Origin of the sequence: Streptomyces sp. NPDC050610 (assembly GCF_040654875.1) — a bacterium.
Lineage (GTDB): Bacteria > Actinomycetota > Actinomycetes > Streptomycetales > Streptomycetaceae > Streptomyces.
The window spans coordinates 25558-38992 of record NZ_JBFAIV010000016.1 but is presented as its reverse complement, the minus strand read 5'-3'; the positions used below and the strand labels follow the sequence as shown (position 1 = coordinate 38992).

The 13435-nt window shown below is 71.8% G+C and carries 13 protein-coding genes and 1 pseudogene; 3 read left to right on the top strand and 11 right to left on the bottom strand.

Features of this window, described 5'->3' with window-relative positions; all coding sequences use genetic code 11:
• Positions 1–191: 191 nt before the first annotated feature.
• From AB0I22_RS20615 to AB0I22_RS20605, 3 genes are all read right to left on the bottom strand, one after another.
• On the bottom strand, positions 192–752 hold the full coding sequence (locus AB0I22_RS20615; RefSeq protein ID WP_363132269.1) for a TetR family transcriptional regulator: 561 nt from the start codon (positions 750–752) through the stop codon (positions 192–194).
• The gene (locus tag AB0I22_RS20610; protein WP_363132268.1) at positions 749–2266 is read right to left on the bottom strand and encodes an MFS transporter; all 1518 of its coding nucleotides are present in this window, start codon (positions 2264–2266) and stop codon (positions 749–751) included. The genes AB0I22_RS20615 and AB0I22_RS20610 overlap by 4 nt, the downstream gene beginning before the upstream one ends.
• 271 nt (positions 2267–2537) lie before the next feature.
• Positions 2538–3485, bottom strand: a complete 948-nt coding sequence (locus tag AB0I22_RS20605) for a DMT family transporter (RefSeq protein WP_363132267.1) — start codon at positions 3483–3485, stop codon at positions 2538–2540.
• 105 nt (positions 3486–3590) lie between these two features.
• Between AB0I22_RS20605 and AB0I22_RS20600 the strand changes: the two genes are divergently transcribed.
• The gene (locus AB0I22_RS20600; RefSeq protein WP_363132266.1) at positions 3591–4421 is read left to right on the top strand and encodes a LysR family transcriptional regulator; all 831 of its coding nucleotides are present in this window, start codon (positions 3591–3593) and stop codon (positions 4419–4421) included.
• A gap of 41 nt (positions 4422–4462) precedes the next feature.
• On the opposite strand, the gene AB0I22_RS20595 is transcribed toward AB0I22_RS20600, so the two are convergent.
• The 4 genes from AB0I22_RS20595 to AB0I22_RS20580 form a co-directional block, all read right to left on the bottom strand.
• On the bottom strand, positions 4463–5260 hold the full coding sequence (locus AB0I22_RS20595) for an SDR family NAD(P)-dependent oxidoreductase (protein WP_363132265.1): 798 nt from the start codon (positions 5258–5260) through the stop codon (positions 4463–4465).
• Between the two features lie 109 nt (positions 5261–5369).
• Positions 5370–6833, bottom strand: coding sequence for an MFS transporter (locus AB0I22_RS20590; protein WP_363132264.1), 1464 nt, complete (start codon positions 6831–6833; stop codon positions 5370–5372).
• A 53-nt stretch (positions 6834–6886) separates the two neighbouring features.
• Positions 6887–7750: an FAD-dependent oxidoreductase gene (locus tag AB0I22_RS20585; protein WP_363132263.1), complete on the bottom strand. Its 864-nt coding sequence runs from the start codon at positions 7748–7750 to the stop codon at positions 6887–6889.
• A complete protein-coding gene (locus tag AB0I22_RS20580) occupies positions 7747–7965 on the bottom strand; it encodes a hypothetical protein (protein ID WP_363132262.1) in 219 nt (72 codons plus the stop codon). The genes AB0I22_RS20585 and AB0I22_RS20580 overlap by 4 nt, the downstream gene beginning before the upstream one ends.
• A 185-nt stretch (positions 7966–8150) precedes the next feature.
• Between AB0I22_RS20580 and AB0I22_RS20575 the strand changes: the two genes are divergently transcribed.
• Positions 8151–8639 (top strand): MarR family transcriptional regulator, encoded by a 489-nt coding sequence (locus AB0I22_RS20575; protein ID WP_363132261.1) that lies wholly within the window; start codon positions 8151–8153, stop codon positions 8637–8639.
• Between the two features lie 86 nt (positions 8640–8725).
• Here AB0I22_RS20575 and AB0I22_RS20570 read toward each other — a convergent pair whose 3' ends face one another.
• Complete coding sequence (locus AB0I22_RS20570; RefSeq protein WP_363132260.1) at positions 8726–10375, bottom strand: alpha/beta fold hydrolase; 1650 nt, start codon at positions 10373–10375, stop codon at positions 8726–8728.
• A 192-nt stretch (positions 10376–10567) separates the two neighbouring features.
• On the bottom strand, positions 10568–11056 hold the full coding sequence (locus AB0I22_RS20565) for a nitroreductase/quinone reductase family protein (protein ID WP_363132411.1): 489 nt from the start codon (positions 11054–11056) through the stop codon (positions 10568–10570).
• Between the two features lie 238 nt (positions 11057–11294).
• Here AB0I22_RS20565 and AB0I22_RS20560 point away from each other — a divergent pair, with 238 nt between their 5' ends.
• A complete protein-coding gene (locus AB0I22_RS20560) occupies positions 11295–11879 on the top strand; it encodes a TetR/AcrR family transcriptional regulator (RefSeq protein WP_363132259.1) in 585 nt (194 codons plus the stop codon).
• Positions 11880–12330: 451 nt separating this feature from the next.
• On the opposite strand, the pseudogene AB0I22_RS20555 reads toward AB0I22_RS20560, so the two are convergent.
• Positions 12331–12462 (bottom strand): annotated as a pseudogene (locus tag AB0I22_RS20555) (CGNR zinc finger domain-containing protein); the annotation flags it as partial.
• A 10-nt stretch (positions 12463–12472) separates the two neighbouring features.
• On the bottom strand, positions 12473–13096 hold the full coding sequence (locus AB0I22_RS20550) for a DedA family protein (RefSeq protein ID WP_363132258.1): 624 nt from the start codon (positions 13094–13096) through the stop codon (positions 12473–12475).
• Between the last annotated feature and the right edge of the window lie 339 nt (positions 13097–13435).

Genomic DNA, 13435 nt, shown 5'->3' with positions numbered 1-13435 from the left:
ACACGCCGCGGCGACCTCCCGCCCAGGCCGCGGGTCCGCACCGCCTCCGGAGGACTCGTGCACGCCCGACCACCGGCCGTCTTCGCGTCGTACGGCGCCCGCTGGTACGGCGTACGGGCTACGGGGTGCGCGGTCCACGGCAAGGTCATCCCGACCGTGTTCCGCGCCGCTCCGTGGTCAGCGGCCGGCGGTCAGTCCTCGCTCAGGAGGGTGTCGCGGAGCACTTCGATCAGATCGCCGGGATCGGCCTGGGCCAGTTCGTCGAAGGCTCCGGAGTGCCGGCCCAGCAGGATCCCGGTCATGGCCGCCGCCACCAGCTCGGCGCGCAACTGCGGCCGGTCGGCCCCTTCGCGGACGAAGCGCTCGTGAAGGGGCTCGACGAGCCGCGCGTGCAGGGTCGTGCGTGCGGCGTCCTGAGCCGCCCGGTCGCCCAGCGGCTGCACCGCGACCTGGAGCAGCGGGACGGGGCCGCGCCGGTCGGTTCTGTCGAAGACCTCGCGCAGCCTCTGCTCGTCGAAGAGGTCGGCCGCGGCCACACCGCCCTGTTCGGCGTGCAGCGCCGCGATGTACAGCAGCGTCTTGCTGCCGAAGTAGCGTGCGATCAGGGCCGGGTCCACGCCGGCCCGCTCGCCGATGTCGCGGATGGTCGTGCGGTCGAAACCCCGCTCGCCGAACAGCTCGCTCGCCGCCGTCAGGAGAAGCTCACGGCTGCGCGCCGCGTCGCGGCGGCGCCCCGGCGCCTCGCCGCTCACCGCTCCGCCCCGGTGCCCGCGACGAGGTTCGCGCCGTCCGTGCCCGCGCTGTCCGGGCCCGGGCCGCTGCTGGCCACGACCGCCCGACGTTCGGCTCCGGCCCTCGCCGAGGCGCCGCGCGCACCCATGCGGATCAGGACGTACGCCACCACGGCGGTGGCGGCCCAGATCGCGCACCCCGTCAGCCCGGCCGTCCGGTATCCGCTCTCGGGCGGCAGCTCCTGCCCGGGGGTGCCGGCCGCTTGGAGGATCACGGCGCTCAGGGCGCTGCCGGCGGAGTATCCGATGTACTTCACGACCTGATTGAAACTCATGGCGCTGCCCGTTTCGTGCGCGGGGACGCCTTCGACGATGAGCCCGGGCGTGACCGCGAAGCTGACGCCGACGCCGAGTCCGGCCAGGGCCATCGTCACGAACACCTCCCACAGGCTGTCGTGGGCGAACACGAAGGTCAGCAGGGCCGCGAGGGAGAACAGGCAGCTCACGGGCAGCATACGCACCGGCGGCCGGTTCCGGACCAGGATGCGCACCACGCGGCCGGCCACCAGGCTGCCCGCCGAGAACGGCACCAGGATCAGTCCGGTGACCACCACGGAGGCCCCGAAGCCGTACCCGGCGCTGGACGGCGTCTGAACGTACCGCGTGACCAAGGAGATCAGCAGGTACATGCCGATGCCGCCCATCATGGTGGTCAGGTGCGCGGCGAAGACCGTACGGTCGCGGACCAGGCGCAGATCCACCAGCGGGTGATCGCAACGCAGTTCCTGCAGAACCCAGCCGGTCAGCAGCAGCACCGAGACGGCTCCCAGGGCCAGCAGCCGGGGCGATCCCCAGCCCCAGTGCTCCCCCTGGGTGAGGGTGAACAGGAGCCCGCTCATGCCGAGGGTGAGCAGCACCGCCCCGGGGGTGTCCATCGGGTGCGCCGGGCGCTGCGGAGCGGCGGGGAGCACGACGGCCGCGGTGACGAGGGCCACAGCGGTGGCGATCACAGCGAACCAGAACCCCGCGTACATCCCGAGGTTCTCGGCGAGCAGTCCGGTGACCGGGTAGCCGATGCCGACGCCGGCCGCTGTCGTGAGCGACAGCGTCGACAACGCCGACCGGGCCCGTTCCGGCGGCACGGAGTCGCGCGCCGTGGCGATCGCCAGTGGAACGAGCCCCATGCCCACGCCCTGGAGCGCCCGCCCCGCGATGAGGCTGGCGAACCCGAGCGGCAGCGCCGCCAGCAGGCTTCCGACGAGCACCACGGCGAGACCGGTCAGGATCACCCTCCTGCGGTGCGGCCCGTCGCCCAGACGCCCCATGGCCGGCGTGGCCACGGCCCCGACCAGCATCGTGACGGTCAGGGACCACTGCGCGTCGGCGGTCGAAACATGATCCACGGCGGCGATGGTCGGGATCAGCGGCGCGCCGAGGCTGCTGATGATCGCGACGAGCATGCCGAGGGATACCAGAACGGGGACCAATGCCCGTTGCCGCCAGGCGGAGGGGGCGGGGCCGGATATCGGGTGCACGGGATGGACTGCTCCTGTCGTCAGGCATTGTCATCAGGTGATGTCTTCACTTGATGACAAACAGTGTCTCACCCGCGCCGACCGAGCCGATCGGGGAGTCCCTGGCCCCCGTCCCGGCGCTCGATCGCCAGTCGGGGCGCCTGGCCATGACGACCACCCCGGCCCACCGTTTTCCCCGGAGCGAGGCGGAGCTGCCGTACGGGCAGGCCCGCGCCCTGCTCGACGGGCGCACGGCGGCGGGCGCGGCTGGAGGGGGTGCGGGTTCGCGGCCTCAGCGCCTGAATCTGTGGTTCTCCGGGGTGATCGGTTGAGGGAGCGTACGGTCCAGCACGGGCTCCGGGGCAGCCGGGACCGGCGCTGCGGGCGCGGTACGCGCTGCCCGGGTCTGAGCGAGGCACGCGAGCGTGCCGCAGACGAGGGCGACAGCGGTGGTGCCGTCGATGGGCGTGCCTTGCAGGCACCAGGCCGCGACCACGGCGACCGCGGGGATCAGGGCGAACAGGACCGACGCCCCTCTGGCCCCCATGCGCCGGACGCAGCCCGCGTAGCAGACCATGGCGAGCGCGCTGATGAACACCAGCACGACGAGCAGGCCGACGGCGGGCACCGGATCGGAAACGCGCTGCGGGGCGGTGAGGGCGAGAACGCCGGCCGGCGGGATCGAACCGGTGACGCCGATGGCGGTGAACACGAAGGGGTCCACTCCGCGCAGTTTCCTGCCCTGGAGGAGGGAGCCGGCGGACAGCCCTCCCAGGGCGATGAGGACGGTTATCAGTCCCGGGCCCACGCCCGGGTCGGACAGCAGCCGCGGCAGGCAGGCCGCGACCACCCCCATCGCACCGCAGGCGAGCGCGAGCAGTCCCCATCGGTTCTCCCGCCGGCCCAGCAGCAGCCGGGCGAGGACGGCGGTGGCGACCGGGTTCATCGCGATCACCAGCGACGCGATGCCGGCGCTGACGCCGTGGGCCATACCCCAGTACAAGCCCAGGAACTGCACCCCCTGCACCAGCACCCCGCCGGCGACGGTCCAGGCGAGCACCCGCCCGCGCGGCAGCGGGATGCGCCGGACGGCCACGACGGCCCACATCAGCACGGCGCTGAGCACGAAGCGCAGCAGGATCAGCAGGAAGGGCGTGATGGAGCCGAGGGTGAGGGCGCCGAGCGGATAACTCACGGCGTAGAGCAGGACGGTGACGGCCGGCAGAAGGCGCTGGTTCATGGCGTCGATCCCAGCACCACCAGCCGGACGCGTGCATGACCGATCACGAATCGCGATCGGTACTCCGCCCGCGGCGGTTCACCGGCCACCGGCCACAATGCGGGGGTGGCAACCCTCGACATCACCTGTCTGCGCAGCCTGGTCACCGTGGCCTCCTTCGGCGGAGTACGCAGGGCCGCCGACGCCCTGCACCTCTCGCAGGCGGCCGTCAGCGGACACCTGCGCCGCCTCGAATCGGAGCTGGGGTTCCCCGTCGTGACGCGCCAGGGCCGCAGCATCGCCTTCACCTCCCGCGGCGAGGACCTGCTGCGCGAGGCGTACCGGCTGCTCGGCGAACACGACGCCGCCCTGAGCCGCCTGCTGGGACCCGACGCCGGGGATCTCGTGGTCGTCTCCACCGATCACGCCACCGAACCACTGCTCCGCGCCGTCGCCCGGGTACTCGCCCGCGATCACCCGGACCGGCCCATCCGCTTCCGCTTCCACCGCAGCGCGCGCGTACGCGAATCCGTCCACGACCGCTCGGCGGACGTCGCGCTCGGCATCGGCGACCTCGGCCACGGCACCCGCCACATCGCCGACATCCCCCTGACCTGGGTCGGCCCCGCCGACCGGGCGCCGGAGACGGGCAAACTCATCGCCTTCACCGCCCCCTGCGCCATTCGGGAACGCATCCTCGCCTCCGAGGCGGCATCAGGCCGACGGCTGGCCCGCGAGTGCGCCGACCTCATCAGTCTGCTCGCCGCCGTCAGGACCACCGGCGGAATCACCGCCCTCCCGCAGACCCGCGACCGGGAAACGGGCCTGCGCCGCCTCGCCGCCCTCCCGCCCCTCCCGGCGGTCCCCCTGAGCCTGGTCACCAGCCGCCGCCTCGCCGCCAGAACGCGGGACGACATCGCCTCCGCGCTCCACGAGACGTGGTGCGCCCACGGGTGAAGCGCCCTGACCGCCGCTCCGCCATCAGGTTCGCCCCACCATCAGTCGGGGAGCATGGCACGGCGGCCGGGTGCGGCGGAGGACTGCATGGTCATGCCGCCGTCGGCGACGAGGAGCTGGCCGGTGACGTACCGGGACTCTTCGGAGGCGAGGAACACCATGACGTGGCCGATGTCCTCGGGAGCGCCCAAGTACGGCAGGGCGTTGCCCTTCTTGAGGCTGTCGACCACCTCCTGGGGGAGGTTGTTCTCCAGGGCGGGGGTCACCACCGCGCCGGGGGCGATGGCGTTGCAGCGGATGTTCTCGGGCCCGTACTGGGTGGCGATGGACTTGGTGATGTTGACGACCGCGGCCTTGACCGCGCCGTAGGCGGTCTGTGTCACGTCGCCGACGAGCGCGGCGACGGAAGCGGTGTTGATGACGGAGCCGCCGCCGGCGCGGATCATGTGGGGGATCGCGTGGCGGGAGCCGAGGAGGGTGCTCCGCATGTTGAGGGCGACGGCGCGGTCGAATTCGTCCATGTCCATGCGGAGCAGGTCGAGATCGGTACGGGGGCTGGTGCCGCCGACGTGGTTGCACAGGATGTGCGGCGCGCCGTACGCGTCGACGGTGGCGGTGATCATGTCGGCGACGGAGTCCTCTTCGAGGACGTTCACCGTGAGGGGAAGCGCCTGGCAGCCTGCCGCCGTGATGACGTCCGCGGTCTCGCGGGCGGCCTCGGTGTCGTAGTCGGCGACGACGACGCGGGCCCCCTCCTTGCTCATGAGTTCCGCGGCGGCGCGGCCGATGCCGCTTCCGGCTCCGGTGATGACGGCTACTTTGTCCTGCAGTCGGTTCATGTTCGTGTTCCTTGTGGTGCGTGCGTACGGCGTGGTGTGCACGGGATCGTGCGTAGGGGCGTGGTGCGTACGGGGTCTCGTGCGTACGGGCGGGTGTGCGCCCGTGGGGTCAGAGCTCGCCGGTGGTGGCCGACGCGGGTGCGGCGTGCCCGGCGGGGCGGTCGCCGCGCTCGGCGGAGGCGGCGCGGGCGCGCGGGATCGCGAGGGTGAGCAGCAGGCCGGCGACCGTGGCGAGCATCGCGACCACGTAGGTCATGCGGAAACCGCTCTCCGTCGGTAGCTGCGCGGAGCCGAGCCGCATGGTCATGTTCGCCAGGATGGCCGTCATGACCGCGCTGGCCGTAGAGGTGCCGATGGAGCGCATGAGCGCGTTGATCCCGTTGGCGGACGCCGTCTCGGTCACGGGGACGGCGTCCATGATGAGCGCGGGCATGGCGGCGTACGCGATGCCGACGCCGGCGCTGATGATCATCGAGGTGACGACGATCTGCCATACCTGCGACATCAGCAGCAGCCCCGCGCCGTACCCCACGCCGATGACGGCGACTCCGGTGAGCAGGGAGGTGCGGGGGCCGTACCGGGCGGTGATGCGGGCGGAGACGGGGGAGAGGGCCATCATGACCAGGCCGCCCGGCGCCAGAGCGAGGCCCGCGGCCAGGACGGACTGCCCCAGCCCGTAGCCGGTGGCCTTGGGCGACTGCAACAGCTGCGGCAGGGTCAGCGACATGGCGTACATGGCGAAACCGACCAGGATGGACGCCAGGTTGGTGAACAGTACGGGACGGCGCACGGTGACCCTGAGGTCCACCAGCGGCTGGGACACGCGCGTCTCGTACCAGCCCCACAGGACCAGGACAGCGGCTCCCGCCGCGAACAGGCCCAGGGTCGTACCGCTGGTCCAGCCCCAGTCGCCGCCCTTGGTGACCGGCAGCAGCAGGAGCACCAGGCCGGCTGCCAGACCGGCCGCGCCCAGGGCGTCGAACCGCCCCGGTGACAGGTTCGGCGATTCGGACAGCAGCAGGGTCACCAGCAGCAGGCAGACGGCGCCGAGCCCGGCCGCGAGCCAGAACAGGACGTGCCAGTTCGCGTTCTGGACGATGGCGGCCGACACCGGCAGACCGATCGCGCCGCCGACGCCGAGTGTGGCGCTGACCAGCGAGACGGCGCCGCCCACCCGGGCGGCCGGCAGCTCGTCGCGCAGGACGCTGATGCCGACCGGTATGAGGCCGGTGGCCAGGCCCTGCAACGCGCGTCCCACGATCACCGGGACCAGGCTGTCGGAGAGGGCGCAGACGACGGAGCCCACGACGAGCACGACCAGGCTGGCGATCAGGACCCGCCGTTTGCCGTACATGTCGCCGAGCCGGCCCGAGATGGGGGTGACCACGGCAGCCGCGAGGAGCGTGGCGGTGATCACCCACGACGCGTCGGAAGCCGAGGCGTGGAGCAGCCGCGGCAACTGCGGGATGATCGGCACGACGAGCGTCTGCATGAGCGATACGACGATGCCGCCGAGGGCGATCACGGCGGTGATCGCGCCCGGCCCTCGCGTGCGAGGGGAACCGGTCGACATGGGAGATCTCCTTGAGGGGTCTGCGTCCTGGGGGCGGGTAATGGGCGGCGCGGCTATCCGGGCTTCGGCGCGCCTGCGAGTGGGGGACTGACGGAAGCCGGCCCAGAGCCGGTGAGCAGCTCGCGGCGCAGGCGGAGGACCTGCTTCGGGGCGTTCCAGCCGAGTACGGCGCAGACGCGCCCGTCCGCCCGATAGACGCCGGCCAAGCGGTCGTGTTCCGTATCGACCTCATGGGCCTCGAACTCCGCCTCGGGCGTGATGAGCCCGTGTACGACGATCTTGTGGGGGCCCTGGTTAGTCCGGAAGAACGGCGCCCGGTCCGGCTCCCGGTGCTCGCCCAGCAGATCCGCGGCGACCACGCGGGCCTGGTCGCCCGCGTGCGTCCGGTGTTCCAGGCGCAGGTGCCGACCGCGCGGCGGGCGGTACGAAGCCGCTACGTCGCCGCAGGCGTGGACGCCCGATGCCGCGCGGTCGGCGGCGTCGCACCGGATGCCGTCGGACAGGTCGAGCCCCGCCGCGGCGCACCAGCCGACGTCCGGCGCCGAGCCGATCGCGGTGAGCACGGTCTCGGCGGGCAGCCGTGTGCCGTCGTCCAGCAGGACTTCGAGGTCCCCGTCCCCGTCTCCGTCCCCGTTCCCGGGCAGTCCGTCGACCTGGCGTACGGTCTCGACGGCGACCCCGGTGCGTACCGCGGCACCGGCCGCGGCGAGCCGTTCCCCGGCGAGGGAACCGACCTGGCGGCCGAGCCCTGGCAGCACGGTGGGCGTCGAGGCCACGAGGGTGACCTCGCACCCCATGGACAGCGCCGTCCACGCCGTCTCGGTGCCCAGGAACCCGCCGCCCACCACGACCAGGCGCCGCCCCGGGCGCAGCCGCCCGGTCAAGGCCCGCGCGTCGTCAAGCGTCTTCAGCGTCACGGCGCCAACGCGCTCCGCCGTATCGGGCTCGACAGGACGGTCTTGGCGTCCTCGTAGCGCGTGATCAACCGCGGTTGGGCGCCCTCCAGGGCCTGGACCCGCGGCAGCCCCGGAACGGCACGGAGCCGGCCGAACCCGGCGGGCGGACTGAAGGGGCGGGCACGCGCTGTCGGATAGGCGATGGCGGGAGGTCCCTCGGACGGGTCTGCGCTCACGCGTCACTCCATTACTCGCGGGGAGGGGGCGGGGGAGAGAACAGTGCACGACCTGATGTGCATCATGCATCTGTTATGCATAGTACACACATATTGCATTATGCATAAAGGGGGGAGTGCTGGGGCGCGTGGCAGCGGGCATGCAGGATGATGGGGCGAGGTGTCGGCGCGGGAAGGGCAGAAACATGGATGAACAAGAGCGTCGGCTCAACGATTTCGAACGGGAGATGACCCTCCTGTCCCGCCACTTCATCGCCTCACGCGGACCCCGCATGGGCCAGACGCTGGAACGCTCCGCCTACGTGCTGCTCACGCGACTGGAGACCGGCGAGCCGCTCACCCTCAAGGAGCTGGCCCACACCTTCCACGTCGGCCTCTCCACCATCAACCGGCAGGTCAGCGCCATGCTCCGGAAGGACCTGGTGGAACGCATCCCCGACCCCGACGGCGGCATGGCGCGCAAGTACCGGCCCACCGCCCTCGGCCTGGAACGGCTCCGAGCGGACCGGGCGATCGGCCTCGAAGGCACCGCCCGCCTCATCGAGACGACAGAGTGGACGGACGAGACGACTCAGCACTTCCTGACCTTGCTGAGCGAGCTCAACCAGAGCATCGAAGGGCTGGTCCTGGCCCGCCCCCGCCAGGCGGGCGCCGCCTCCGACCCGGGTAACTGACACCTCGCGCCGCTGCCTCGGGGCTGCGCTGGCGGAAGTGTGAGGCGAGGGCGGGCTCCAGGACTCCTACGGCGCTCTCGGACCGGTCAGCCGTACTGCCGCAGCAAGCCGTCCACGTACGCCTCCAGCCGTTCCTCCAGCACCTCGGTCGTCAGGTCGTCCCGTCCCAGTTCGCGCCAGGGCCCGGCCAGTTTCGCCGCGTCGGGGCAGTAGTGCAGGGCGTCGAGCAGCCGCCAGTACAGGTGGTCGGGGGCGTCGGCGAGGCGGCGGCCGCCGTGTGCTTCGTACCGCTCGCGGAAGCCCAGCCCGTACGCCGGCCCGTGCAGCAGCGCGAGCGCGGTCGAGCAGTGCGCCACGTCGAGATCGGCAGGCCCCCACGACGTCTCGACCCAGTCCACGACGCCGGTGATCCGCAGTGTGGGTCCGGCTCCCGTGAAGAGCACGTTCCCGGGGTGGAAATCGCGGTGCAGAAAGCAGCCTACGTACGGCGGCGCGGAGCGGCGGATCACGTCCACGGCCCGCTCCCACAAGGGGCTGTCCGAGGTGCGGACGCGTTCTGGGGACGTCCACGCCTGGTACGTACGCGGTCTTTCGGACGGTACGACGCCGTGGACGCGAACGAGCTGGGCCGCGAGCAGATCCACACGACGGTCGAGGTCGTCCTCGTCGTCCTCGTCGTCCTCGTCGTCCTCGTCCACGCGGACGCGGCCCGGCAGCGCGGACATCAACAGGGTCGGGTGGTCGCAGTGCTCGGCCGTGGCGTCCACGGCGACGAGACCGGGCGCCGGGATGCCTTCCTGCCCGGCGAGCAGCGCCAGGACGGACGCCTCGCGGGCCAGCAGCCCGGGCCCGTGATGGCGGAAGAACGGCTTCACAAAGGTCCGCTGCACCAGCTCCGCGCCGTCGTCGAGCGTGAGCCGGCGCATCTGGGAGCTCCAACCACCGGACAGGAAACGCGAGTCGGCGACCGAGCGGCCGTCGTCGAGCTGCTTGGCCACCCACGCACGCGTCGCCGACCAGCCCCGGTCGCCGAGGCCGGTCAGCACCGCCTCCACGAGACCTCGCCGGTCGTCGCCGTGATCGCGGAACCACATGCCGAGCTGGTGCTGTGCGTCCGGAAGGTCGAACCGCGTGTACTGGGCGCGCGCGGCCAGCGCGTCCTGTACGGCCTCGGTCACCGCGGGCGGGATCACCGCGTCCGTGCCCGGCACGGCGAGCACCGCCCGGCCCTCGTACGCCCGCAGCACCTGAAGCGCGGGCGCCTCCCGCCAGCTGTCCGGCCGCCGGATGATCCCGCTGAACCGGCCGTTCCCGTCCCCGAAGGGCACGTCCCACGCCTCGGGCGCGTACACGGCGGGCGCGCACAGCCCCAGCGCCGCCACTCGATCCCCGTAGTGCCGGACGAGATCGGCCACCGTCTGGCCGCTCATGCTGAACCCCACCAGGACCAGCGGCCCGTCCGCGCCCGCGTACGCGTCGATCACCGCGACGGCCTGCTCGAACCGTCGCCGCAGGCTCAACTCGCCGAGTTCCCCGGTGCTTTCGCCGTGCCCGGAGAAGTCGAAGGCGATCCCGCGACAGCCATGGCCCACGAACTCCCGTACCAACGGCAGCAGCCGCTCCTTACTGCCGGCACCGGCACCATGCAACACCACGGCGGTGACCCCGGAAGGATCACCGCCGTACACACCGCTGAGCCGCTCACCGTCGTGGTCGTACGCGAAGTCGAAAAGCATGCCCCCTATTCACTCACGCACCGGCCTCCGTCTCTCGGCAGTGTGACCGCCGGCACCCGGCCCCGGCCTTCATCTGTCCGGGGGCGGGGCGGTTGGAGTCGGTCGATGACGGTACGGGTTCAGACGCCCTCGCCGCGTCGGCGCGACTTTGAGAGCGGGCGCTGCCGTCCCAGGGGGCGCCTACGGGGCTGGTCAGTGCCCGGCCCGGAGCCTGGGGCTGCGGGTAGCGGCAGCGGTCGCCGAAGCGGGGGCGCGGTCGGTGATGGCACCGTGTTCGCGGCGCTGCGGGAGGGGGTTCAGGTCGATGCGCACGGTCATCAGCTCGCTTCCCATGACGCGGACGACGATCGCGTTCAGGGCGCGCAGCGGGTGGAAGCGGCTCAGTCGCCGCTGCCGTGCGTACGGATCGTCGTCGGGGAGCAGGTGGGCCGTGCCCTCGCGCCACACGAAGCGCCAACCTTGGCGCAGCCTGACCCGCACCCGCGGGCAGCGCTGGATGTTGCGCACGTATCCGGCGCGTTGCCCGTGCTCGGCGACGATCCAGAACGTGTCCTTCCGGCGGCCGTTGCCGACCGGCGTGGTGCGGGGCCGGCCGCTGCTGCGTCCCCGCGTCTCCAGCAGGGCGTAGCCGAGGGGCATCAGCCCCATGCGCAGAAGAAGGCGGATCGGCGGATTGATCAGGTATCGCTGCACGGGGGCCACCAGGGCGCGTTTGAGGCGCGCACTGGCCAGCGTGAGGGGGATGTTGGCCGCGAGGACGGCACTGACGACGGCGGGCAGAAGGGCGCCCTGCGGCGCGGTGGGGTCGATGAGCCACCACGCCCAGACCAGGCCCACCGCGACCCCGGTGACGGTGAACAGGCCGAGCGCCACATGTCGACTACTTCCGTAATGTCCCATACATCCGTATTGTACTCTCGTGAGTGAATCTCGACAGGAACAGCTGGCGGACGCGCTACTGCACATCGCGGGCTCCCGCGGCCTCGACCAGGTCAGCGTCCGCGAGGTCGCGTCCGCGGCAGGCGTATCCATCGGGGCGGTGCAGTACTACTTCTCGACCAAGGACGAGATGCTGGCCTTCGCCTTTCGACGGGTCGTGGAGCGCACCCGCGCCCGGATCGCCCGCCTCGACGCGACGGCGGACCCCCGCCAGTCGATGCGAGCCGCCCTGCGTCAACTGCTGCCGCTCGACGCGCGGCGGCTCGCCGAGTGCCGCGTCTACCTCGCCTTCGCGGCCCGGTCCGTCACCTCGCCCGCCCTCGCGGACATCCAGCGCGAAACGCTGACCGCGATCGGCGACGAACTGCGGCTCGCGCTCGGCGCGGCGCTCGCCGCGTCGAGCGGGCAGCCGCGACCCGCCCCGGAGCGTGAGGCCCGGCTGCTCCTCGCGCTGGTCGACGGCCTCATGTTCGACGCGGTCACCGCCCCCGAGGCGCTGCCTCCGGCGGAGACCGCCCGGATGCTGGACGTCTACCTGGAGCGGCTATTGCCGCCCGAACACTGAACGCCGCTTCGAGGAAATCAACGCGCCACGCTGGCACGGCGAACGGCCTCGTTCGCGGCCGTCACCGGCACCGGCACCGGCCGTGCCGACGGGGACAACGAGGCCGACCGCATCCGCTCCTGAAGGCTGTGGGGACGCCGTCGAGCGCAGCGGGCGCGGCATACGGTCGGCGGGCGGATCGTCCGCGTCGACTTCGGCGGTCGGTTGCCCGTGAGAGCCGAGCTCCTGGGCTATGTCGGAGCGGTCCGGCTGCTGGTGGCGGAGAGTAACGAGGGTTGTGGCACCGCCGGGTCAGTGAATGAGGGCCGGGCGTGAGTTGTCGTTGGCTGGGGCGGGCGGCGGCGAACTCGGCGCTGATGTGCTCGACGGCAGTGGGGGAGCGCTTGTCCCCACAGTGGGAGAATCCATGGTGCCATCGCGTTGGTACGGCCCTGGGGTTGCCCGTGAGTGATCAAGCCGGGGCGGAACCGCCATCAACTACGGTGCGCTGACGTCTGTAGTGGCGAGCTGCTCGGGCGCGGTTGCCGCGTGACGGCTTGCACCACTCCTGCCGCCCGTGACTCTTGACGAAGTAGCGCACGCAGGCGGAGGTGTCAGTCGACGGCTGCGCCCGGCGCGGCGGCGCTCTTGCGGCGGCGGATGTGGCGTACGCCTTCGATGACACCGGTCACCACGAACGCGAGCCCGACACCGACGGCGATCGCCAGCAGTGTGTTCTCTTGGAACACGACGCCGCCGAAATAGCCGGTGAGCGCGGTGTAAGCGCTCCAAGTGGCGGTGGCGAAGGTGACGAACAGTACGTACTTGCCCAACGGGTAGCCGACGATCCCGGTGGACAAGGTGGCCAGGTAACGCCCCACCGGGATGAACCGTGTGGTCACCAGGATGAAGCCGCCGCGGGCGTCGAGCTCGCGGGTGAACCAGTCGTGTGCCGCCCGGCGCTTGGTGCCGGGCGGCAGGCGTTTGAGGATGCGTACGCCCAGCAGTCGTCCTACGGAGTAGGGGACGAGGTCGCCGAGCGAGGCGCCGAGCGTCGTGGCCGCTATGACGAGGAAAATATCGGTCTGCCCGGTTGCGGCGTAGACGCCCGCGACGATCACGACGGGTTCGCTCGGGATCAGCGGGAGGAAGGAGTCGAGGAAGGACACCGCGATGAGCACGGCGTACAACCACGGTGAGGCGATGAGCGATTCGGCGAGCTTCAGCCAGTCGACCATAAGTCACCGGCCCTCGCGGGGAGGTGCGGTTGGATTGTCATGAGGCATCCCTTCAGGGATGGTCGGTGGGCGGAGCGCATGAGGTGGGTGCGGGCTGAGCGGGGGCAGGAGGCGGTCGCGTCGTCCAGCCGACATGGCGCGATGGCGTACGCACCGGGTGCTGGGTGACGGGGCGCCAGATCCACGAACGTTGCGCGGGGCCCGCATCAGCCCGGTGGGTTTGAAGGCGACGATCTACGTGCCGAGTTCCGGCGAGCGGCGCCCTGGTGGGGCCCGCAGCTGCCGCCGGCCTGCTGGTGCCACGGGTCTCGCCGCGAGCCGAGGAGAGTCCGGGCGGTC

Bases quoted from the DNA above. Each gene is read 5' to 3' on its own strand.
- AB0I22_RS20590 (WP_363132264.1), bottom strand. From the start codon at position 6,833: ATGTCGACCGGTTCCCCTCGCACGCGAGGGCCGGGCGCGATCACCGCC.
- AB0I22_RS20550 (WP_363132258.1), bottom strand. From the start codon at position 13,096: ATGGTCGACTGGCTGAAGCTCGCCGAATCGCTCATCGCCTCACCGTGG.
- AB0I22_RS20595 (WP_363132265.1), bottom strand. From the start codon at position 5,260: ATGAACCGACTGCAGGACAAAGTAGCCGTCATCACCGGAGCCGGAAGC.
- AB0I22_RS20605 (WP_363132267.1), bottom strand. From the start codon at position 3,485: ATGAACCAGCGCCTTCTGCCGGCCGTCACCGTCCTGCTCTACGCCGTG.
- AB0I22_RS20570 (WP_363132260.1), bottom strand. From the start codon at position 10,375: ATGCTTTTCGACTTCGCGTACGACCACGACGGTGAGCGGCTCAGCGGT.
- AB0I22_RS20575 (WP_363132261.1), top strand. From the start codon at position 8,151: ATGGATGAACAAGAGCGTCGGCTCAACGATTTCGAACGGGAGATGACC.